At 73.1% G+C, this 21,494-nt stretch carries 22 protein-coding genes; 13 read left to right on the top strand and 9 right to left on the bottom strand.

Features of this window, described 5'->3' with window-relative positions; translation table 11 throughout:
* Positions 1–23 precede the first annotated feature (23 nt).
* The gene (locus ACFYST_RS06825; protein ID WP_380480394.1) at positions 24–587 is read left to right on the top strand and encodes a YbjN domain-containing protein; all 564 of its coding nucleotides are present in this window, start codon (positions 24–26) and stop codon (positions 585–587) included.
* A 70-nt stretch (positions 588–657) separates the two neighbouring features.
* Here ACFYST_RS06825 and ACFYST_RS06820 read toward each other — a convergent pair whose 3' ends face one another.
* From ACFYST_RS06820 to ACFYST_RS06810, 3 genes are all read right to left on the bottom strand, one after another.
* Positions 658–2,055 (bottom strand): DUF2079 domain-containing protein, encoded by a 1,398-nt coding sequence (locus ACFYST_RS06820; RefSeq protein WP_387860513.1) that lies wholly within the window; start codon positions 2,053–2,055, stop codon positions 658–660.
* 280 nt (positions 2,056–2,335) lie between these two features.
* A complete protein-coding gene (locus ACFYST_RS06815; protein ID WP_387860511.1) occupies positions 2,336–3,421 on the bottom strand; it encodes a peptidase in 1,086 nt (361 codons plus the stop codon).
* A gap of 4 nt (positions 3,422–3,425) precedes the next feature.
* Positions 3,426–3,899 (bottom strand): hypothetical protein, encoded by a 474-nt coding sequence (locus ACFYST_RS06810; RefSeq protein ID WP_387860509.1) that lies wholly within the window; start codon positions 3,897–3,899, stop codon positions 3,426–3,428.
* 251 nt (positions 3,900–4,150) lie between these two features.
* On the opposite strand from ACFYST_RS06810, the gene ACFYST_RS06805 reads away from it, so the two are divergent.
* On the top strand, positions 4,151–5,311 hold the full coding sequence (locus ACFYST_RS06805; RefSeq protein ID WP_387639630.1) for a pyridoxal phosphate-dependent aminotransferase: 1,161 nt from the start codon (positions 4,151–4,153) through the stop codon (positions 5,309–5,311).
* Between the two features lie 11 nt (positions 5,312–5,322).
* Here ACFYST_RS06805 and ACFYST_RS06800 read toward each other — a convergent pair whose 3' ends face one another.
* Positions 5,323–5,853: a hypothetical protein gene (locus ACFYST_RS06800; RefSeq protein ID WP_387860507.1), complete on the bottom strand. Its 531-nt coding sequence runs from the start codon at positions 5,851–5,853 to the stop codon at positions 5,323–5,325.
* Positions 5,854–5,901: 48 nt separating this feature from the next.
* On the bottom strand, positions 5,902–6,264 hold the full coding sequence (locus ACFYST_RS06795) for a hypothetical protein (RefSeq protein WP_387639635.1): 363 nt from the start codon (positions 6,262–6,264) through the stop codon (positions 5,902–5,904).
* Between the two features lie 575 nt (positions 6,265–6,839).
* On the opposite strand from ACFYST_RS06795, the gene ACFYST_RS06790 reads away from it, so the two are divergent.
* From ACFYST_RS06790 to pyrE, 4 genes are all read left to right on the top strand, one after another.
* Positions 6,840–7,460, top strand: a complete 621-nt coding sequence (locus tag ACFYST_RS06790; protein WP_387860506.1) for a DUF2617 family protein — start codon at positions 6,840–6,842, stop codon at positions 7,458–7,460.
* Positions 7,461–7,577: 117 nt separating this feature from the next.
* On the top strand, positions 7,578–9,236 hold the full coding sequence (locus tag ACFYST_RS06785) for a spermidine synthase (protein WP_387860504.1): 1,659 nt from the start codon (positions 7,578–7,580) through the stop codon (positions 9,234–9,236).
* A 389-nt stretch (positions 9,237–9,625) separates the two neighbouring features.
* The gene (locus ACFYST_RS06780) at positions 9,626–10,489 is read left to right on the top strand and encodes a CoxG family protein (RefSeq protein WP_387860501.1); all 864 of its coding nucleotides are present in this window, start codon (positions 9,626–9,628) and stop codon (positions 10,487–10,489) included.
* Between the two features lie 32 nt (positions 10,490–10,521).
* A complete protein-coding gene (gene pyrE, locus ACFYST_RS06775) occupies positions 10,522–11,058 on the top strand; it encodes an orotate phosphoribosyltransferase (protein ID WP_387860498.1) in 537 nt (178 codons plus the stop codon).
* Between the two features lie 105 nt (positions 11,059–11,163).
* On the opposite strand, the gene ACFYST_RS06770 is transcribed toward pyrE, so the two are convergent.
* The gene (locus ACFYST_RS06770) at positions 11,164–11,880 is read right to left on the bottom strand and encodes a DedA family protein (protein ID WP_387639649.1); all 717 of its coding nucleotides are present in this window, start codon (positions 11,878–11,880) and stop codon (positions 11,164–11,166) included.
* Positions 11,881–12,143: 263 nt separating this feature from the next.
* Here ACFYST_RS06770 and fbaA point away from each other — a divergent pair, with 263 nt between their 5' ends.
* Both fbaA and ACFYST_RS06760 read left to right on the top strand, forming a co-directional pair.
* Positions 12,144–13,166: a class II fructose-bisphosphate aldolase gene (gene fbaA, locus ACFYST_RS06765; protein WP_387639651.1), complete on the top strand. Its 1,023-nt coding sequence runs from the start codon at positions 12,144–12,146 to the stop codon at positions 13,164–13,166.
* Positions 13,167–13,264: 98 nt separating this feature from the next.
* Positions 13,265–13,684 carry a DUF3151 domain-containing protein gene (locus ACFYST_RS06760; protein ID WP_387639654.1) on the top strand — a complete coding sequence of 140 codons (420 nt, stop codon included), beginning with the start codon at positions 13,265–13,267 and terminating at the stop codon, positions 13,682–13,684.
* Positions 13,685–13,741: 57 nt separating this feature from the next.
* On the opposite strand, the gene ACFYST_RS06755 is transcribed toward ACFYST_RS06760, so the two are convergent.
* The gene (locus tag ACFYST_RS06755) at positions 13,742–15,541 is read right to left on the bottom strand and encodes a hypothetical protein (RefSeq protein ID WP_387860496.1); all 1,800 of its coding nucleotides are present in this window, start codon (positions 15,539–15,541) and stop codon (positions 13,742–13,744) included.
* A 140-nt stretch (positions 15,542–15,681) separates the two neighbouring features.
* Here ACFYST_RS06755 and ACFYST_RS06750 point away from each other — a divergent pair, with 140 nt between their 5' ends.
* Positions 15,682–16,461, top strand: a complete 780-nt coding sequence (locus tag ACFYST_RS06750; protein ID WP_387639659.1) for a WXG100 family type VII secretion target — start codon at positions 15,682–15,684, stop codon at positions 16,459–16,461.
* Positions 16,462–16,474: 13 nt separating this feature from the next.
* Here the strand turns inward: ACFYST_RS06750 and ACFYST_RS06745 are convergent, their stop codons facing one another.
* Both ACFYST_RS06745 and ACFYST_RS06740 read right to left on the bottom strand, forming a co-directional pair.
* A complete protein-coding gene (locus tag ACFYST_RS06745; protein WP_387860494.1) occupies positions 16,475–17,053 on the bottom strand; it encodes an SUKH-4 family immunity protein in 579 nt (192 codons plus the stop codon).
* 58 nt (positions 17,054–17,111) lie between these two features.
* Positions 17,112–18,092: a nucleic acid/nucleotide deaminase domain-containing protein gene (locus ACFYST_RS06740; protein WP_387860491.1), complete on the bottom strand. Its 981-nt coding sequence runs from the start codon at positions 18,090–18,092 to the stop codon at positions 17,112–17,114.
* A 125-nt stretch (positions 18,093–18,217) separates the two neighbouring features.
* Between ACFYST_RS06740 and ACFYST_RS06735 the strand changes: the two genes are divergently transcribed.
* The 4 genes from ACFYST_RS06735 (at position 18,218) to ACFYST_RS06720 (ending at position 21,487) form a co-directional block, all read left to right on the top strand.
* Complete coding sequence (locus ACFYST_RS06735) at positions 18,218–19,081, top strand: nucleic acid/nucleotide deaminase domain-containing protein (protein WP_387639666.1); 864 nt, start codon at positions 18,218–18,220, stop codon at positions 19,079–19,081.
* 44 nt (positions 19,082–19,125) lie between these two features.
* Positions 19,126–19,839 (top strand): hypothetical protein, encoded by a 714-nt coding sequence (locus ACFYST_RS06730; RefSeq protein WP_387860490.1) that lies wholly within the window; start codon positions 19,126–19,128, stop codon positions 19,837–19,839.
* A 125-nt stretch (positions 19,840–19,964) separates the two neighbouring features.
* Positions 19,965–20,810 (top strand): DUF3152 domain-containing protein, encoded by an 846-nt coding sequence (locus ACFYST_RS06725; RefSeq protein ID WP_387639670.1) that lies wholly within the window; start codon positions 19,965–19,967, stop codon positions 20,808–20,810.
* Positions 20,810–21,487, top strand: coding sequence for an SUKH-4 family immunity protein (locus tag ACFYST_RS06720; RefSeq protein WP_387860487.1), 678 nt, complete (start codon positions 20,810–20,812; stop codon positions 21,485–21,487). The genes ACFYST_RS06725 and ACFYST_RS06720 overlap by 1 nt, the downstream gene beginning before the upstream one ends.
* Positions 21,488–21,494: the final 7 nt, after the last annotated feature.

Below are 21,494 nucleotides of genomic sequence, written 5' to 3'. Positions count from 1 at the left end.
TGCACCGTGAAAGGGACACCCCCGTGAGCATCGACCCGTCGTCCATCCCGTCCTTCGGCCTGCCGCAGCCGCCGCAGGGCGGACAGCCCGGTGGCGCTCCGGCCGGGCCGCCGCCGGTGATCGTCCCGGACCAGAACCTGGTCGCCCAGCTGCTCGACCAGATGCAGCTCAAGCACGTGGTGGACGAGGAGGGCGACCTCACCGCCCCCTGGGAGAACTTCCGCGTCTACTACATGTTCCGCGGCGACCACAAGGAGCTGTTCGCGGTCCGCGCCTTCTACGACCGCGCGTTCCCGCTGGAGAAGAAGGGCGAGATCCTCGACCTGATCGACGAGTGGAACCGCGAGACCCTGTGGCCCAAGGTCTACACCCACACTCACGAGGACGGCGTGGTCCGCCTGATCGGCGAGTCCCAGATGATCGTCGGCAACGGCGTCAGCCTGGAGTACTTCGTCGGCACCACCGCCAACTGGACGCAGGCCGCGGTCGGTTTCGAGCAGTGGATGGTCGAGCGCCTGGGCCTGCAGGAGCAGGTCGAGGACGAGAAGCCCGCCGACGGCGAGGACGGCCCGGCCGACGAGGCCTGAGCCTCCGCCCCCTGGCACACGGAAGGGCCCGCGCCGGATCGGTGGGCGGGCCCTCTCGCGTTCTCGCGTACTACTCGGCGACCGGCCCGCGCAGCAGCAGCACGCCCTCCTCCTCGCGCACCGTCCAGAAGCCCTCCGTGCGCAGCTTCGCTATCTCCGCGGCCTCCTGAGCCCCGTTCAGCGGCCACCCCATCGGGTTGCGGGTGTCCAGCACCACCCAGTCCGCGGTGCGCCAGTCCTTCGGCCAGCCGAACTCGAACACCGTGCAGCGGCCGGTCAGTTGGGGCACCAGCCGGTTGCCGGCCGCCACCCGCGCCCCGGACGGTATGTCGGCCAGCACCGACTGCACCGTCCGCACGTGCGCGGAGTCCCGGTAGAAGCCCGCGTCGGTCGCCTGCGCCATCGGGAAGAACGGGAACAGCACCCCGGTGACCACCACGCTGCCGGCCAGGAACGGCACCGTCGCCCAGCGCCCCCAGTGCGGCTTCGCGGCCCGCAGCCGGATCAGCACATCGACGAACGCCACGAACACGATCGGCATCAGCACCACGCTGTAGTGGTACTGGGTGCCCCAGTACATCGGGTTCTTGCTGAGCAGCCGCCAGCCCAGCGTCGGGACGGCGACCAGGAACAGCGGCGAGCGCAGCGCCAGCAGCAGCGTCGGGATCAGCAGGAAGAACAGCAACCGCCCCTCGACGGTGGCGGTCACCAGGTGCCCGGGAATCGACAACAGCCGCTCCACCAGGCTCGGTTCGGTGCCGGGCTGGCTCTCCAGGTTGTCCCAGTAGTTGTAGGCGTGACTGGGACTCATCGCCGGCAGCAGCACCAGCAGTTCCACCACGCTGGCCAGCACGCCGGACACCGCCGTCACCAACCCGAGCCGACGCGGCCCGCGCCAGGCGACGTAGCCGCCGATGACGGCGACGGTGAGGCCGAGGTCCTCCTTCACCAGGCAGAGCGGCGCCGCCCAGGCGACCGCCGCCACCCAGCGCCGCTCCGCCAGCGCGACCACCGAGAACGCCAGCAGCGGCGCCGCGAAGGCCACCTCGTGGAAGTCGAAGCCGATCGTCGAGCCGACGCCCCAGGAGAGCCCGTACCCGAGCGCCACCGCCACGGCCGCCGCACGGCCCAACTCCCGCTGCGCCCAACGGGAGATCGGCACCACGGCCAGCGCCAGCAGGGCGGCCTGCCCGAGCAGCAGCGTCTCGGCGGCCGGCCACACCAGGTAGAACGGCACCAGCGCCAGCAGGATCGGCGAGAAGTGGTCGCCGAGCAGGTTGAAACCGTTCCCCTTCAGCGGGGTGACCGGCAGCTCGAAGTGCGCGTAGCTGCGCACCGCCTGTTCGAATATCCCCAGGTCGTAGCCGGTGGTCAGCAGCAGCCCGTGGCGCCGCAGGCAGAACACCGCGTAGAACGCGAAGAACCCGGCGGCCAGCCCCCACGGCAGCAGCCCCGGCCAGTTGATCACGCGCCGGCCGGCCGGCGGGCTGCCGTCTTCCCCGCTCAGCCGGACAGGAGACGACGATACGACTGTTCCGGACGCCATATCTTCACTTCCGATAGCCCCACGCGGGCCCGGTTCCCCCCGGCCCCACGGATCCCCGAAGGAGGATCACCCCTCTGGCGGCAGACTATGCCAGCCTCCGCGAACCGACGATCCGTCCGAGGTAGGAGCACGCACGGCCGCGGCCCCGGCGGACGGTGTCCGGCGGGGCCGCGGCCTGGAGGGTCGAGCGGGCTTTCCGTGGTCAACGGCGGCGCCGACGACGGAACTTGGGCAGCAGCAGGCCCACCGCGGCGAGCGCGAGGACCGCAAGCCCGGTGACCACCGGGGTGGGGAAGTACCCCGACCGGGCCGCCGCCGCGGTGACCGCCCCGGTGGCGCCGGGCGTCCCCGGGAACGTGACGGTGGCCCGCGTGGAGTGCTCGACCAGGCCGCTCCGGAGCGCGAGCTCCACGGCCCACGGGCCCTCCGGCACCCGGGCGTCCAGCCGGACGATCGCGTCCCCCCGCTCGCCCGGGGCCAGCGTGGTGCCCGTCCTGGCGGAGAAGGGTCCGGCGCGCAGTCCGCCCGGCCCGTCGGAGAGCACCAGCCTCCCGCCGATGTCCAGGGCACGTCCCCCGGTGTTGTGGATCCGGGCGCGCAGCTCGGCCCGCCCGTCGCTGCCCCGGCCGGGAGTGAGCTGCTCGATCTCGAAGTCCGAGGCCGGCTCACCCCCCGGGCCGATGTCGAGGTACATGCGGACGCCGACCCGGCCCAGGAGCGTCAGATTGCCCGCACGCTTCTCGGGCGGGCCGGTCTGCGCCCAGATGACGCCGTACCGTTCGCCGGCGGAGGCGTTCTTGGGCACCTGGATGGTGGCGCGGACCTTCGCCGTCTCGTGGGCCGCCAGGTCGAGGCCGGTGGTGTCGAGCGACGTCCAGCCGGTCAGCTCGTTGGCGGTGCGGTCGGCCGCGACGGTGAACTGCCCCTTCGCGACGGACGCCGCCGCCGCGTAGACGTCGATGTGCATCGGCGTGGACGACTCGTTGCTGACCTCCACCCGGCGCTCGATGGTCGAGCCCGGCGCGAGGTGGTCGACGATGTAGGCGTGCGCCCTGGGGTCGTCCTGGCGGTCCTCCGGGGCGTCGAGCAGCTTGATGCCGATGGTCCGCTGTTCCGGGTTCGCCTCCGGGGACGGCCGCCCGTGCTCCTCGTGCTCCTCGTGCCGCTCGTGCTCGGCCGTGCTCGGCACCGGGGAAGGCATCCCGTCCGCCATGGCCGGCAGCACCGCGGCTGTCTGGACGGCGGCCGCCAGCAGCAGCGGTAGCACGTACCTGCGCGCGCGCTTCATCGCGTCAGCTCACGGACTGGGTCAGCGTGCCGGTGTACAGCCCGCCGACCGCCGAGGCGGGCACGTTGACGCTGACGGTCGGGTCCCAGGTCGCGGTGTTGTCCCCGACCCCGGCAGTTCCGGTGAGCACCGTCTGCGCGGCGTTGCTCAGCGTCACGTTGGTCGGGGTGACGGTGATGGTGCCGGTCGTCGTCACCGAGCCGACCGTGTAGGTGGCGTCGGAGGCGGGAATCGTCTGCGTCCCGTGCGCGAAGTCCGTCTCCGCCGCGGTCACCGTCCAGGACGCCGAGAGCAGGGCGCGGTCGTCGGTGACGGTGCAGGGGCCGATCGGGGAACTGATCGTGGTGCCCGGCGCTCCCGAGCCGAGGCTCGCGAACGCCGGTACCGACAGCGACAGCGCGCCGGAGGTGACCACGAAGGTGACGGTGGTACTGGGGTCGTCCGCCTCGTCGGCGACAGCCAGGCCCGGCTGGGTCATGGCGAGGACGGCGGCCACGGCCGCGGCAGACAGAATTCGTGCACGCACAATATCCCCCGTAGTAACCCCCCCCCACCGACTGACATACCGATCGAAAACGTCTCTTGACGTGCGATCAGCCAATCCAGCGCGGCCGGTACACGCAACCCGGATTGCGCCGATCCGCCCCACCGGAACGAGCACCGCTGTGTGCTTGTCCACGGCCTGCCGCCGTCGGAGGATTGGCCGACCACAACCTGCGAGGAGCCGCAATGGGTGCAAGGCCGCTGCTGAACCGCCGACTGGCGGGCATGGGGACGACGATCTTCGCCGAGATGTCCGCCCTGGCCACCGCCACCGGCTCGATCAACCTGGGGCAGGGGTTCCCGGACACCGACGGCCCCGAGGAGGTCCGGGAGGCGGCGGTCCGGGCCCTCCGTGACGGCCGCGGCAACCAGTACCCGCCCGGCCCGGGCGTGCCCGAGCTGCGTACCGCGATCGCCGAACACCAGCACCGCTTCTACGGGTTGACGGTCGATCCGGACACCGAGGTACTGGTCACCGCCGGCGCCACCGAGGCCATCGCCGCCGCCCTGCTCGCCCTGCTGGAGCCCGGCGACGAGGTGATCGCCTTCGAGCCGTTCTACGACTCCTACGCGGCCTGCATCGCGATGGCCGGCGCGGTCCGGGTGCCGCTCACCCTCCGCCAGCCCGCGTTCCGCCCGGACCTCGACGAGCTGCGCTCGCTGATCACCCCGCGCACCCGGCTCCTGCTGATCAACACCCCGCACAACCCGACCGGCACCGTGCTGACCCCGGAGGAACTCGCCGCGATCGCCGAACTGGCCGTCGAGCACGACCTGTTGGTGATCACCGACGAGGTCTACGAGCACCTGGTCTTCGCCGGCGCCCACCACCCCCTCGCCGCCCTCCCCGGCATGCGCGAGCGCACCGTCGCGATCTCCTCGGCCGGCAAGACCTTCTCGTTCACCGGCTGGAAGGTCGGCTGGGTCACCGGCGCACCCGAGCTGGTCGCCGCCGTCCGCACCGCCAAGCAGTACCTGACGTACGTCTCGGCCGGCCCGTTCCAGTACGCCGTCGCCGAGGCGCTGCGGCTGCCCGACTCGTACTTCGCCGAATTCCGCGCCGAGTTGCACCGCAAGCGCGACCTGCTGGCCGCCGGGCTGACCGAGGCCGGGTTCCGGGTGTTCGAACCGCAGGGCACGTATTTCATCACCACCGACATCACCCCGCTCGGCGAGAAGGACGGCATCGAGTTCTGCCGCACGCTGCCCGGCCGGTGCGGGGTGGTGGCGATTCCCAACGCGGTGTTCTACGACAACACCGACCTCGGCATCAGCCAGGTCCGATTCGCCTTCTGCAAGCGGGAGTCGGTGCTGCGGGACGCCGTCGAGCGGCTGCACCGGCTCTGAGGACCCACCCGTTACCGGGGAGCCACCGGCATCGCGTCGAAACCGTCGAACAGGTAGGCGTAGACCTGGCCCAGAAAAGCCGTCAGCCGGCGCTGGTCGTGGAAGCTGATGTAGGTCAGCGCGTACCACTGGTCGACCGTCAGTGGGCGGTTGCGGATGAGGTGCAGCAGGCCGGCCCGAATCACGTCCCGATAGTCGGGCCACGCCTCGTCGAAGGTCTCGCGCAGCTCACCGAGATCGTCGACCGCCTCCACTCCGAGAATCCCGGCGCAGAAGTGCACGAACCGACGGTCCACCCCCGGCGCATCCAGCCCGAGTTCGCCGAGGCCGATCTTGGTCGGATCGATCGCGAACGCGGTGGCCTTGCCCGCGCACTCCAGGAACGGGCCGTAGACCGCCTCGAACGGGAGGATCGGCGACAGGTCGTGGTTCTTCAGTGCCGCAGCCCGCAGGGCGTCCTCGGCTTGGTACAGGGCGTCCTCGGAGTCGAACCGGCTGGCCCAGGGCCCACTGCGGGGCGGGAGCTCGTTGCGAAGCGGCATGGTGTCGCCGCTTCCTTCCAGGGTGTGATCGGAGCAAGGACCGACAGGTCAGGACCAGAGCATGTCGACCCAGTCCGGCATCGGGGCCTCCGGGTCCGGTGCCACCGGCAGCTCGCTCCGGCCCTCGAAGAGGTGGTCGAAGAGATCCTGCAGGTAACCGTACAGATGCGCCTCATCGTTGAAGGCAACCTTGGTGAGACGGGCCCAGTCGATCACGTCGCAGGGCCGCTCCCCCAGTAGGTACTCCAGGGCCTCTCGAAGATGGCGGGAGAACGCGGATTTCCGTCGTTCCGCGCTCACCCGCGCCTCGTGGACGTCGTCGATGAACTCGGGCGAGAGCGCGTAGCGGAAGAACGTACCGATCGCCGGGTCGGCGTCGAAGTACGGAATGCTGGACGGCTGGAAACTCACCTGTTCCTCCCTCTGTCTGTCGGGTTCCGGGAACATGGTGACCAGACGGTGTCCGCCGTTGCCGTGATCCAGACAAGCTCCGGCGGTAACTCGATCGACAACGCTCAACCCCCAGATCCGAGCGGACACTTGCTTGGTTCCAACACGAAGGCCGAACGGGACTTCCCATGCGGTTCCCGCCGGCCCGGCGAGGCGCCGCGAGCACGGGGCATCCGGTGGGCGGCGATTCCGGTGCCGGGTGTCCTGTCGTGTCCGGACGCCCTTCACCCCGAGCGCACTCCAGGAGTGCACGGCGCGCGAGACCGGCGTGGTGGCGCCCGTCGGACAGAGTGCAACCCGGGACCGATCACACCCAGTCGGGCACAGGCCTCAGAACGGTGAATGAGTGCCAAACATGGGTAAATCCCTGACGGACCCGGAGAATTCATGCTTCTCTGCTGCTGAATCTCCAGCCGGAATTCCTCCTTCCCCCCGGTCGGCCGCGCCCCGGATCAGACAGTCTCGAACAGCCTCACGCACTGAGGAGTGGAATCCGGCCGTTGGGGCGCGTACGGAGCTGAAACGCGGAGCCGAGCATGCTCACCACCTTGCAGACCTCCTACACGGACACCCGCGCCGGCGACCTGGCCTGGCAGCTGGGCGGCGATCCGCTTCCCGCGCTGGCCGTCCGTGACATCGGACTCGACGACGGGACCGGCCGGTCCGGCGCCCTCGGCGGCACCCTCCAGCTGCGGCTGCTGGGCGCCTCCCACCAGGTCGTCCTGGCGGCCGGCCCGGGCGACTGCCTGGAGACGGTGGCCTGCCTGCCCGGCCGCCGCACCCCGCTGCCGGCCCGGGTCGCCGAGCAGGTGGCCGGCTGGGAGTACGAGTTCGCCGCCCGGATCGAGGAACTCCCGCCGCACGTGTTCGCGGCCCGCGCCCAGGAGCTGCTGGCCCTGGTCGAAGGGCACCCGCGGGCGCTGGCCGGGGTCTTCCCCGGCGACCCGAGCGCCTTCACCGCGCTGGTCGCCCACTGCGGGGACCGCCGGGTGCACTGGCGCACCTGGCACGCCTACCCGCAGGAGGGCCGCCTGGTGTGCACCCGCTCCTCGCTCTCGCTGCGCCGCACCGTCGAAGCAGCCCCGGGCGGCGGGGGCGGCCGGAGCGGGCACGGCGGGCACAGCGGGCACAGCGGGCACGGCGGGCACAGCGGCTAGGCCCCGGAAATGGACCGGAACCGCAGGCCGGACGGTGACCGGACGTCAACCGGACGCCGCCCGCTGTCCCCCGATTGGGCGCAGCCATTCACCCGGGCTCTCGCCTAGCGTTCATTCATGATCAACCATCCGGTCGGACGGTCCGCGCAGCCGGGTCCGGACGCCCCCGCTCCCCCGCCGGCGGCCGAGTCCCGGCCCACCGCCACCCGCACCGCGGGCCTCGGCGGCGCGATCCGGGCAGCGGGCGCCATACCGCTCGCCCTGCCCGCCCGGCCGGCCCGGATCCTGGTGCTGCTGGCCGCGTTCGTCTGCGCGGCCTGCGGCCTGGTGTACGAACTCGAACTGGTCGCGCTCGGCGGCTACCTGCTGGGCGACTCGGTCACCCAGACCTCCGTGGTGCTCTCCGTGATGGTCTTCGCGATGGGCATCGGCTCGCTGCTCGCCAAGGGCCTCACCCGCCGCCCCGCCACCTCCTTCGCCCTGGTCGAGTACGCGCTGTCGCTGACCGGCGGCCTGTCCGCACTCGCCCTGTACTGCGGCTGGGCCTGGCTGCGCCAGCCGCACGCCACGCTGGTCGCGCTGGTCGCCGCCACCGTGCTGATCGGGCTGCTGATCGGCGCCGAGATCCCGCTGTTGATGACGCTGATCCAGCGGATCCGGCGGGAGCACGCCGGCCGGGCCGTCGCCGACCTGTTCGCCGCCGACTACGTGGGCGCGCTGATCGGCGGCCTGGCCTTCCCGTTCGTGCTGCTGCCCGCGCTCGGGCAGGCCGCCGGCGCGCTGGTGACGGGCGCCGTCAACGCCGTCGCCGGGGCGGTGGTGGTGCTCTGGCTGTTCCGCGCCGAACCCACCCGGCGGGCCCGCCTGCTGCTGTGGACCGGCTGCGGCCTGGTGCTCGCCGTCCTCGGGCTGGCCGCCGCCTGCACCGGCGCGATCGAGCGCGCCGCCCGGCACGCCCTGTACGGCGGGCCGATCCGGTACGCGGCGCAGAGCCGCTACCAGGAGATCGTCCTCACCGGCGGCCCGGCCGGCGTGCTCCCGCCGGATCCGCTGAAGCTCTTCCTGGACGGCCGGCTCGCCGTCTGCGGCGCCGATGAGTACCGCGAGCACGAGGCGCTGGTCCGCCCCGCGCTGGCCGGCGGCCCCAGCGACCGGGTGCTGGTGCTCGGCGGCGACGGCCTGGCGCTGCGCGAGGTGCTGCGGCACCCGGCGGTGCGCAGCGTGCTGGTGGTCGAGCGCGACCCGGCACTGTCCGCGCTGGCCCGCCGGGACGACGCCTACGACGTGCTGACCGAGCACGCCTGGGACGACCCCCGGGTGCGGCTGGTGACCGCCGAACCGATGGGCTGGCTGCGGGAGACCCCCGACCAGTTCGACGTGATCGTCTCCGACCTGGACGACGAGGCCGCGCACGGCAAGTACCGCTCGCGCGAGTTCTACGGCCTGGCCGCCCGGCGCCTCGCCACGGACGGGCGGCTGGCGGTGCGCGGCGGCGCCCCGGACGGCGTGCTGTGGAGCTCCGAGGCGGGACTGGCCGCCGCCGGGCTGGACGCCGTCCCGTACCAGGGCGTCGCGCCGACCGCCGACGACTGCGGGCCGGCCGGGCCCGCCCCGGCGTTCCTGCTGGCCGCCCACGACGCGCCCGCGCTGGCGCTGGACCCGGCCGCGCCCGCGCCGCGTTCGCTCACCGTCGACGGGCTGCGCGGCACGGCGGCCCGGCTGTCCGCGCACCGGCCGTCGCCGCTGCCGCCGCCGCACTCGCTGATCGGCCCCTGACCGGGGCACCACCCTCCGGCCGGGCCCGCGGCGCTCGAACCACCGCTCGCCGTGCGCCCGTTCCGAGCACACCCAGCCCGGCTGTGGGCGCGGGGCCTGGCTGTCCACCCACCGGCCGTCGCCGCGCTCGGCCACCGTCCGGCCGGGCCCACGGCGCTCGAACCACCGTCCGCCGTGCGCCCGTTCACGGCACACCCGGCCCGGCTGTCCGCGCACCGGCCGTCGCCGCTGCCGCCGCCGCACTCGCTGATCGGCCCCTGACCGGGCGCCGTCCGGCCGGGCCCGCGACGTTCGAACCGCCGTTCGCCGTGCGCCCGTTCGCGGCACGCCCGGCCCGGCTTCGGGTGCGGGGCTCGGCACGGCGGCGGCCGGTCGGTAGGCTCGCTGGTATGGAGCATGAGGTTGTCGTCCCGGTGCCCGCCGAGGTGGTGCGGGAGGCGCTGCTGGACCGCGAACTGGTGGCCCGCTGCGTGCCGGGGCTGAGCGCGGTCGCGTCCACGTCCGCGCCCTCGGCGGCGGACAGCCGGCTCAAGGTCCGGATCGCCGGCTCCACCATCACCTTCGCCGGCCGGCTGTCGGTGGGCGACTGGCAGGACGGCGCGCTGGAGCTGCGGCTGGCCGGCGAGGAGATCCGCGGCGCCGCCCCGGTGACCGCCGAACTGCGGGTCACCCTGCGGGAGCGGCCGGGCGAGACCGTGGTGTGCTTCGCGACCTCGCTGACCGCGTCCGGCCGACTGGCGGGCTTCACCACCCCGGTGCTGGAGACGGCCGGCCGCCGGCTGATCGACCGGGCGGTGGCGGCCCTGGTGGCCGAGCTGTCCGGGCCGGGCGAGGACGCCGAGGATGAGCCGGCGGACGGCGCGACCGTGGTGTTCCTGGACGAGCGGGCACAGGGCCCGGACCTGGACGACGACCTGTCCGACCTGATCGCGTTCGGCGAGGACGACCTGCCCGAGCCGGTGCCGGTCACCCGCCCGGAGCCGGCGTTCGAGCAGGAGAGCGCCCCGGTGCGGCGCAGCATCGTCGGCCGCTCGGCGGAGGAGGTCGACCACGCCCCGCCGCACGGTCGGTACGCGCCCGCCCCGCCGGCGCACAGCGCGCGGGCCCGGGCCGCCACCCGCTGGGGCGGCGCGGAGCCGGCCCTGGTGCCGGGCGCGGGCGGCGAGCGCAGCGCGCTGCCGTGGGTGATCGGCGGCGGGGTGGCGCTGCTCGGCGGTGCGGTGGTGCTGGTCCGGGCGCTGCGGCGGCGCTGACGGGGCCCTTTCTGCACCTAAACTGGCTGTCCATGAGCAACGACCGGGACGCCCTGCTGGCGCAGATCAAGAACAAGGCCGTCGTGCACGGCAAGGTCACCCTCTCCTCGGGCCGGGAGGCCGACTACTACGTCGACCTGCGCCGGATCACCCTGGACGCGGAGGCGGCCCCGCTGGTCGGCAAGGTGATGCTGGACGCGGCGGCGGACCTGGAGTTCGACGCGGTGGGCGGCCTGACCCTGGGTGCCGACCCGGTGGCCGCGGCGATGCTGCACGCGGCGGCGGCCCGCGGCCGCAAGCTGGACGCCTTCGTGGTCCGCAAGGCGGGCAAGGCGCACGGCCTGCAGCGCCGCATCGAGGGCCCGGACGTGAAGGGCCGCCGGGTGCTGGCGGTGGAGGACACCTCGACCACCGGCGGCTCGGTGCTGACCGCCGTGGAGGCGCTGCGCGAGGCGGGCGCCGAGGTCGTGGGCGTCGCGGTGATCGTGGAGCGCGGCGCGGCCCCGGCGATCGCGGAGACCGGCCTGCCGTACATCACCGCGTACACCCTGGACGACCTGGGCCTGTGAGCCCCTGAACCGGCGCCCGGGAAGCGCGCCGGTTCCACGTGGAACGAGCCAGAGGCCCCGGCCACCGGAAGGTGGTCGGGGCCTCTCGCGTCGAGCGGTGCGGGCTCAGTGCTTGCGGTGCCGGCCGCTGCCGAGCGCCTCCGCGGCCTCGGCCTCGGCGGCGCCGCCGGCCTTCTTCTTCTTCCGCTCGCGGATCACCTCGACGATGATCGGCGAGATCGAGATCAGGATGATCAGCGCCATCGCGGGCAGCAGGTACTTGTCGATCACCGGGGCGAGCTGGTCACCGGTGAAGTAGCCGATCAGCAGCATGGTCTCGGTCCACAGCACACCGCCGACGACGTTCCAGAGCAGGAAGGTCTTGGCGGGCATCTGCAGGGTGCCGGCGACCGGGTTGAGGAAGGTCCGCACGATCGGGATGAAGCGGGCCAGCACCACGGCCTTGGCCGGGCCGAACTTGTCGAAGTAGTCCTCGGCCTTCTCCACGAACTCGGGCCGGAAGATCTTCGAGTTCGGCTTGTCGAACATCTTCGGGCCGACCTTGCGGCCGAGCAGGTGGCCGAGCTGGGCTCCGGCGATCGCGCAGAGCGGTGCGCCGATCAGCAGCATGGCGATGTTCATCTGGGCACCGTCGCCGAGCACCGCCGGGGCGGCGCTGGAGGCGGCGACACCGGCCAGGATGAGCAGCGAGTCACCCGGGAAGAAGAACCCGACCAGCAGGCCGGTCTCGGCGAAGATGATCGCCAGGATCCCGATGGCGCCGACGGAGGCGACGAGCGATTTGGCGTCAAGGACGTTGACGGCGAGCTGGATGTGTTCCACGCGCGCAGGATAGCCCGACTCGCTTCGCGAAGGCTCGGCCGGAGGCCCGCGAACCCCCCTGCGGGAGCGCCCGCCCGAGCCGTTGTCCCAACCTGCGGGCCGCTGGGTGTGTCCGCGGGGCGAGTCTGGGAAGATGACCGAGGTGTCCGGCCCGCGGTCGAGCAACCACCCTCAGCTCGTGCCGCATCCGTCGTGAACCACAGGCGTATCGAGCCTTCGGACAGCGTCGTCCGATCGCCCCACACCGACAGGAGCGGATTCGCATGCCCATCGCAACTCCCGAGGCCTACAACGAGATGCTCGACCGGGCCAAGGCGGGCAAGTTCGCCTACCCGGCCATCAACGTCACCTCGTCGCAGACTCTGCACGCCGCCCTGCGCGGTTTCGCCGAGGCCGAGAGCGACGGCATCATCCAGATCTCCACCGGTGGTGCGGAGTTCCTGGGTGGCCAGCACAACAAGGACATGGTGACCGGCGCCGTCGCGCTGGCCGAGTTCGCGCACATTGTCGCGGCCAAGTACGACATCACCGTGGCCCTGCACACCGACCACTGCCCGAAGGACAAGCTGGACGGCTACGTCCGCCCGCTGCTGGCGATCTCCGCCGAGCGCGTCGCCCGCGGTGACAACCCGCTGTTCCAGTCGCACATGTGGGACGGCTCGGCCGAGACCCTGGCCGACAACCTGTCCATCGCGCAGGAGCTGCTGGCCCAGGCCGCCGCCGCCAAGATCATCCTCGAGGTCGAGATCACCCCGACCGGCGGCGAGGAGGACGGCGTCTCGCACGAGATCAACGACGAGCTGTACACCACCGTGAACGACGCGGTGCGCACCGCCGAGGCGCTCGGCCTGGGCGAGAAGGGCCGATACCTGCTGGCCGCCTCGTTCGGCAACGTGCACGGCGTGTACAAGCCGGGCAACGTGGTGCTCCGTCCGGAGCTGCTGGCCGACCTGCAGGCCGAGATCGGCAAGCAGTACGGCAAGCAGGACCCGTTCGACTTCGTCTTCCACGGCGGCTCCGGCTCCACCGCGGAGGAGATCCGGACCGCGCTGGAGAACGGCGTGGTCAAGATGAACCTCGACACCGACACCCAGTACGCCTTCACCCGCCCCGTCGTGGACCACATGTTCCGCAACTACGACGGCGTGCTGAAGGTCGACGGCGAGGTCGGCAAGAAGAACACCTACGACCCGCGCACCTGGGGCAAGCTGGCCGAGGCCGGCATGGCCGCCCGCGTGCTGGAGGCCGCGCAGCAGCTGCGCTCGGCCGGCAAGCGGATGAAGTAACAGCGCCACCGCCGGTGCCCCGTACCCGCCCGGGTGCGGGGCACCGGCGTTTCCGGAAGCGGCGACCACCGGCCGCCCGAGTGGCAGACTGGCACACCATGGAGATGCACAAGAACCTGCTCGACGGACCGGAGCCGACCCTCCTGCCCGAGGAGGAGCAGCCCTACCGGATGCTCGCCGAGGAGTCCGCCTCCCCGACCCAGGTGGCCGCCGAGTACCCGGCGTTCTGCCTGGCCTGGGCGATGCTCGCGGACGACTCGTTCGCGGCCGGCCGGACCGTCGAGTCCTACGCCTACGCCCGCACCGGCTACCACCGCGGCCTCGACCAGCTGCGCCGCGCCGGCTGGCGCGGACACGGCCCGGTCCCGTGGGAGCACCGCGGCAACCGCGGCTTCCTGCGCTGCCTGGCCGCGCTCGCCCGGGCCGCCGGCTCGATCGGCGAGACCGAGGAGGAGGCCCGCTGCTGGCAGTTCCTGAAGGACAGCAGCGCCGAGGCGTACGCCGAACTCAAGCAGTAAACCGCACGCACATGCACCGACGGGCCGTCCCCCACCGCGGGGGGCGGCCCGTTCCCGTCAGCCCTTCAGGTCGACGGCGAGCGGGCCCTCGTCGAGGCCCACCAGCAGGACGTCGCCGGCCAGTGAGAGCCCGTCGGCCGGGGAGCCGAGGCGCAGGTCGAGCACGCTGTCGGGCTGCTCCGGGCGCCTGACCCGGATCAGGCCGTCGGACCAGGCGGTGGCCAGCAGCAGCCCGGACGGCCCGGTGCCGAGGGCGAGTGCGGTGACCGGGCACGGGCGGCGCTCGGCGGGTTCGGGCATCGGCTCGGAGCCGGGCCCCCAGAGCCGGACGGCACCGTCCAGGCCGCCGCTGGCCAGCAGCGGGGCGCCGGGCCCGGTCTGGTCGGCGCCCACCGCGCCGGCCGCCAGCGCGGTGACCGGGCCGGTGTGCAGCTTCTCGCTCAGCACCGCGCCGTCCTGGTACCAGTGCACGCCGCCGCCGCTGTCGCCGAGCGCCGGGGCCGCGCCGGGCAGGCCGGGAGCGGCGGCCAGGACGGCCGGTTCGCCACCCACGGCGGCGCGCAGCCGGGCCAGCGCCTCGTCCAGGGCGTACGGATCGAGGCCGGGGCCGGTCGGGCCGGGCGTGACCAGCTCGAGGCCGCCCCAGACGTCCAGCAGGACGATGCTGCCGCCGGGGGTGGCGGCGAGGGCGCGCAGCGGTTTCGGGCCGGGCACGGCGATCCGGCCGAGCACGGTGCCGTCGGCCGGGGAGAGCGCGTGCACCGCGCCGCCCGCGTCGGCGAGCAGCCACTGGCCGAGGTACGGGCCGGCGCCGGGAGCGGTGGCGGCCGCGCCGGGGCTGTGACGGGCCCAGCGGGCGGCCCAGCGGCCGGGGGCGGTGCCGAGCCGGTCGGCGGCCAATGCGGCGGCGACGGCGACCGCCGGGTCGGCGGGGTCGGTGCCGAGCAGCCGGGCGCGGAGCTGGTGGGCCCGGACGGCGGGCTCGGGGGTGTCGATCAGCGCGGGGCCGACGGCCTGCCAGGCGGCGTCCAGCGCGGCAGGGGCGGTGCCCGGGGCCGCGCTCTCCAGGGCGGCCGTGACGGCGACGGGTTCGGCGAGCACGTACAGCAGCGGGTCGGCGGCCAGCGGGCCGAGCTCGCCGGCGCGGGCTGCGGCCGCCCACAGGCCGGTGAGCAGCTCCGTCCCGGCGGCGGGGAGGTCGGGCCCGCCGTCGGCGCCGAGCGGGACGCGGGCCAGCAGGTCGGCGAAGGCGGGCGGCGCGGGCGGCTCGGCGGTGCCCAGGGCCCGCCCGGGGTTCGGGTACCCGGTCGGGTCATGGCCCTCGTGCTCGCACCAGGCGTCCCAGCGTTCGCGGTCGGTCCAGCGGGGGTCGTCCAGGTCGAGTTCGGCGGGCCCGGTGACCGCGGTGAACGCGAGCTCCGGGGTGGCCTCGACCACCAGCCGGACGTGCGGCAACCCCAGGAGCGGGTCGAGGAGTTCGGCCACCAGCCGGGCCGGGTCGAGGGCCTTGTCGAGCTCGGGGACGCAGATCACGGTGCGCCGCGGGTCGGCGGCCAGCCGGTCGAGCAGGTCCCCGGGGGTGCGGGCCGGCACGTCCAGCTGCTGTTCGAGCTGCCAGACCGCGGCCCGGACGCCGTACCCGTCGGCGGGCAGGAAGGCGTTGACCCGCCGTTCCATGGGGGTGTCGGGGGCGGTGGCGCCGGCGATCAGCCAGGCCAGCAGGTGGGTCCGGCCGCTGCCCGGCGACCCGGAGACCCGGCACAGGCGCGGCGCCCTCGGGTCCCGAAGCCAGCCGAGCAGGGCCGCTCCGGCGGCCCTGCGGCCCGCGCGCAGCGGCGGTATCCGGTGCTCGTCCATCCCCTGGCCCCCGTTCCGTTCGGTGTTCGGCACTGTCCTTGTCGGAGCCTACCCATCGGGAATCCCGTCGGGGCAAGGGAGTTGACCGACTCTCGGTGCAGCCTGAATAGTCGTTCCGGAAGACGGGGGAAGGAGAGCGCATGGGCGTCGTACTGCCGGGTGAACTCGCCTGGGTGCTCGACCTGATCGGCGTGAACTGGCCCAACGTGGACGAGGACGAGTACCGCGAGATGGCGGACGAGCTCCGCGAGCTCGCCTCCTCGCTCACCGAGGACCGGGACGTCCTGTCGAGCGTCGTCGGCAACCTGATGGGGATGAACCAGGGGCCGGCCGCGGAGGCGTTCCAGGCGAAGTTCGACAAGGTGGTCGGCACCCACCTGCCGCAGGTCAGCAAGGCGCTGGACCTGTTCGCCACCGGGCTGGACGGCGCCGCGCTGGTGATCACCGGCGCGAAAGTCGCCGCGATCGCCCAACTCATCATCATGGCCACCGAGTTGATCGCCGCGCAGGCGGCCGCGCCGTTCACCTTCGGGCTGTCCGAGGCGGGCGCGGTGGGCGCCACCCAGGCCACCCGGATCATCGTCAAACGCCTCCTCAAGGAGGCCGAGCAGCAGTTGCTGTCGCAGCTGATGTCGCTGGTCGAGGGCCCGGTGTTCGCGGCGCTCGGCGGCATGGCGCAGGACCTGGTGGTGCAGCTGACGATGAACGCGGTCGGCGCCCAGCACGGGATCGACCTGGGCCGCACGGCGCGGGCCGGCGAGGACGGCTTCAAGGACGGCGTGCAGCAGTCCGTCGACCAGGTGAAGGGCTACGCCGCCGACCCGCTGGGCTCCGCCGAGCAGTTCGGGCAGAACGTGGTCTCCGGCGCCGCCGCCAACCGCGGTGCGGCCCCGTCCGGCAACGCCCCGCGCGGACGCTGACCCCGACGGGCCGTCAGGAGCCGTACCGGATCTCGTCGAGCAGCAGCCGCCAGACGCCCTCCGGTTCGGCCATGGCGCGCGGCTCCAGGGCGGTCAGTTCGGCGGTGAGCCGCTCGACCGAGTCGCGCAGCTCCTCCGCCCCGCTGCCCTCGTCGTAGTGCGGCAGTTCGCGCTGGAAGGCCAGCAGGAAGGCCGCCAGCGAGGACAGGTCGGCGTGGTACGGGCGGTCCAGGCCGTCCTCGGCGATGTCCAGCGGGATGGCGTGGACGCCGCCGGTGGCGCCGTTCAACGCCAGTGTGCCGGTGGCGAGTTCACCGAGGATCAGCCAGGAGCCGACACCGGGGCCGAACAGCTCCAGGTACTCGTCCTCGGCCTCGCTCCAGTCGCCGAAGTGCTCGCGCAGCGGCACGGGCCCGGTGGCCAGGTGCTCCTCCGCCTCGAACACCGCGGTGCGGCCGGCCGGCAGGCCGACGGTGGTCAGGAAGTCCCGGGCGCCCGGGTCGGTCACCGACTCGGCGATCCGCTCCGCGGGGGGCCGGACCAGGCCGTCCGGCCCGAACTCCCGCTCCATCTCCGCGCGTGTCACTGTCACCCGGGGTCCTCCCGCCGTCCGCCACGGCCCCGCCCGGCCCGGTGCGGGCCGGCGCGGCTCAGCCGTAGATCTGCTGGTGTCTGCGCTTCAGGTTTATCAGATAGCGGTTGTGCTGCTTGTTGCCGTCGGAGGATGCGTCGCCGTTGTAGTCGAAGCTGTGGGTGACGTCGGTGGTGTTCGGGAAGTACTGCTTGAGCCAGGCCCCGCAGGTGCTGCCCTTCGGGCATGGCTGGCGCTCGGTGTAGACGGCGTCGACGTTGTCCTGCAGGCCTTTGCGCAGGAAGGGCAGGCCGAGCACGATCTCGGAGTGGGAGCTGCGGGGAATGCTCTGGGCCACCACGATGACCGGGTTCCCGGTGCCGTTGTCGTAGTGGAAGGCCGCGTAGTTGGCGCTCGGGTTCTCCAGGACGCCGCCGCCGTACTGGTTGGTCGCCCGCCGGGCGCGCTGGGTGGCGCGGGCCAGTTCGGAGCTGCCGGTGTCGATCTTGGTCGACGGAACCAGCGGGCGGCCCGTCTTGGGGCGCCGCTTGGGGTTGAACGGGTAGTTCTTGCGGTCGTTGGGCGGGCCGACGGTGGTCAGGTTGCCCGGCCCGTGCGGGTTGGGATCGAGCAGGTCCCGGATGCCCGGCTCGTGACCGGCGATCGGCTTCGGGGCGCTCCCGTCGCTGTGCAGCCGGTGGAGCTGGCCGTCGGCGCTGAGCAGGTAGACCGGGGTGGTGTCGTGCTTGGCGGTGATCCGCTTGAACTCCTGGCCGAGGCGTTCCTCGTTCTCGCGGTGGTTCTTGTTCATCGTCAGCAGGCCCTTGGAGGCCTTGTCGGCGTGGTCCGCCAGGGCGTCCAGGGCCTTCTCGATGCTCTGCAGGGCGGTGGAGGCGGCCTTGGCCACCACCTCGCCCAGCTTGTCCCCACGGCCGGTCGAACTCGCCTTCGCATGGCCGTGGTTGACCTTGTGCTTCTTGGCGCTCAGCTTCGCGTGCAGTTGGTCGAACTCGGCCGCGGCCTTTTCCACGTTGTCGTAGTGGTGCGCGATGTCGTTCACGTCAACCCCCGTCCCGCCCACCGCAGTTGCCGCCCTCGATCGGGGCGCTCGCCGTATCATCGCACCGATCCGCCGCCTGCGGCCGGTCCGGCGCCGATCGAACGCCCCGCGCATACACTGCTGCCATGACCGCAGAACTCGCCCAGCGCCTGCTCGACCGCTTCGGCCCCGCCGGCCTCCGCCGCCCGGACGCTGCCGAGTTCGCCCGCGTGACCATCCCCGCCGCGGCGGCCGAACTGCTGGCCGCCACCGGCCTGCCGGTCCAGGTCGGCCCCTACTTCCGCACCTCCGCCGAGGACGCGCTCGCCCTCGGCGACCTCACCGCCGGCCAGGACCGGCCCGGCCCGCGCGACGGCGAGGAGCAGTGGGCCCGGCTCGGCACCGACGGCGGCTCCGAACTCTGCCTCGACCCGCAGGGCCGCGTCTGGTCGGTGTTCGTCGACTTCGAGGAGCCGCCCGTGCTGGTCAGCACCAGCCTGGAGGCGTTCCTCTCCTCGCTCGCCGAACTCGACCGCAGCCTGGCCGCGTTGGCCACCGCCGAACAGCCCGACCAGGTCTTCGCCGAGTTCACCACCGTGGAGAGCCGGCTGCGCGCCACCGACCTGCGCGCCTTCGAGGACGACGAACTGTGGTGGCCCCGGGTCCTGGAGGACGTCCGGCACACCCGCGGCGTGCCGAGCTACGCCTCCTTCAAGTACCTGGACGCCAAGGGCGAGCCGCAGATCATCACAGCCGGCGGCTCGCTCGCCCTGCACGCCGAGGAGGCGCTCTGGCATCGCGCCCGGGCCCTCGGCGTCCAGTCCGAGCAGGTCGTCGAGGTCTACACCGAGCTGCAGGCCTGCTTCATGCCCGGCCACTACTGCTCGGTGTGGATGGCCGAAACCTTCCCGCAGGCGGCGTTCACCCATAGCTACGACTACGGCGACACCGCCGCCGAGCGCGAGGCCGGTATCCGCGAACTCGCCGAGGCGCTGACCGCGCGCGACTGACGCGGCCTCAACTACCCTTCACGCCAAGGACGTAGCCTGGGCCGGTGACTGCTGACCGCATACCCGGCCCGGCCGCCCGCCGGCTGCTCGCGCTGCCCGCCGCCGTCGGCCTCGCCCTCGGCGCGGCCGCCTGCTCGGACGACAGCTCCGGCAGCGGCCTGTCGTACGCCAAGGTGCGCTCCACCGCCGAGCAGCTCCGCCAACAGCCGTCCACCACCTGCCCGTTCGGTCTGGACGAGCTGGCCGCCGCGCTCAGGAACGCCGGGATCGACCGCCCCGTCGCCCCGGGCGCCAAGGACACCAAGGCGGTCGAGGGCGAGCTCGGCGACGGCACCCCGCCCTACCCGTGGCCGTCCGGCACCAGCCCGTCGCCGACCACTGCCTCCGCGCCCGGCATGCCCCCGCACGCCTGGGTGACCTGCACCTGGACGGCCGGCAGCGCCACCGTCCGGCTCGACCTGGAGGCCGTACCGATCGACGACGTCGGTGTGAGCGTGATGCTGCCGACCCTCCAGCGGACCGGGCAGCTGACCGTCGACCAGCTCGGCCAAGTGGTCACCGGCCGGCCCGGGCCCGGCGACCGGCCGAAACTGCTGCCCGGCAGCGGGATCGCCGCCATCGCCCGGGTGCCGCTCAAGGGCGACGGCGACCTGGTACTGCTGCTCTCCCAGGGCGACGCGGACCCGGCCGACCCGGCCCTGACCGGGGAACCGCTGACCAAGGTGCTGGAGCAGCTCCAGGGCCGGATCCACAGCTGAGACCCGGCCCGGCGGAACCAACCGCAGCCAGGCCGCGTATGTTCACGATGCAGCAACAACCGTGCGAAACGGGCCACCGAACCGCACCGCACACCCGCAACTGTCGTCGTCCCGAGGGAAACCAGATGCCCGCAGCCCGCAGGTCACCCGGCAGGTCCGCCCGGCGCCGCGCCCGCTCGCGCCGCCGCCGGACGGCCCTGGCGCTGGGCGGCACCGCGGCGCTGGTCGTGCTCGGCGCGGCCGGATTCACCCTGCTCGGCCCGAGCGACGGCCAGCCGCAGGACGCCGGATCCACCACCCAGGCCCGGCCCGTCCCCCCGGTCAGCGACTCCCCCGAGCCCTCGAAGTCCGCGGAGAGCAGCGCGCCGCCGCAGACCGAGCCGCCCAAGAACGACTCGCAGGTCGTGCAGCACGGCAGCGGCAACTTCACCACCGCCACCGCCAGCAGCGGCGCGGTCGGCACCGGCGGCACCGTACGCCGCTACCAGGTCCAGGTCGAGGACGGCATCAACATCGACCCGAAGGCCGCCGCCGACGCGATCCACAAGGTGCTGGGCGACAAACGCAGCTGGATCTCCAACAAGCGCGACAGCTTCAAGCTGGTCTCCTCCGGCACCTACGACTTCACCGTCATGATCGCCTCGCCCGACACCACCGACAAGATCTGCGGCGCCGGCGGCCTGGACACCAAGGGCGAGGTGAACTGCGACGTCGGCAAGCAGGTGGTGGTCAACTCCAAGCGCTGGCTGACCGGTTCACCCCAGTTCGACGGCACCCTGGACGACTACCGCGCCCTGATCGTCAACCACGAGGTCGGCCACCGCATAGGCCACGGCCACGAGGGCTGCCCCGGCCCCGGCAAGCCCGCCCCCGCGATGATGCAACAGATCTACGGCCTGAACGGCTGCACCGCCAACGCCTGGCCCTACGACACCAAGGGCACCTACCTCAAGGGCCCGTCGGTGCCCTGATGCCCACCCCACCCGTCCGGCCCGTCACCCGCGCCGAGTTGGAGCAGGTCTACGGCGCCGACGGGCTCCGCCGCTACCCTGCCGCGGAGCTGCCCGCCGTCGTCACCGACCCCTCCGCCCGTGCCTTGCTCACCGACGTCGGCCTGCCCGACGGGCCCGGCGCGTTCCTCTTCTTCGGGCAGGTACCGACCCCGCTGGCGGAGTACGTCAGCGATCCGGCCGCGCTCTGGCCCGACCTGCCGGACGGCGGCGCCGGCCTGGTCGCCCTCGGGTACTGGGGCGCGACGTTCGCCCTCGACGGCGCCACCGGCGAGGTGTACGCCCTGATCCCCCACCAGCCGGCCACCGTCGACGGCCGGCCCGCCCACCGCGACCTGCACTCCCTGCTCCGCTGCCAAATCGCCTTCGGCGCCGACGAGCTGAGCCTGCTCGGCGACCTGATGGACCCGGACACCGTCGACTGGTGCCGGGCCCACATCGCCGGCTTCGCCGAGGCGTTCCCGCCCGAGGAACTCGACGAGGACGGATATCCGGTCGACGAGGAGCCGGACGGCACCGCACCGCATCCCGACGAGGTGATCGCCCGGCTCTCCGACAAGCTGCGGCAGATCGAGCCCGACCTGCTGCGCCACGCCGGCTGGGAGTCGATCGTCCAGCACTTCCGCTACGGCTACTGACGCCCGC

This window comes from Kitasatospora sp. NPDC004614 (assembly GCF_042873675.1).
Taxonomy (GTDB): domain Bacteria; phylum Actinomycetota; class Actinomycetes; order Streptomycetales; family Streptomycetaceae; genus Kitasatospora.
The sequence above is the reverse complement of the archived record's forward strand: the minus strand, read 5'-3'. Positions and strand labels throughout refer to the sequence as shown.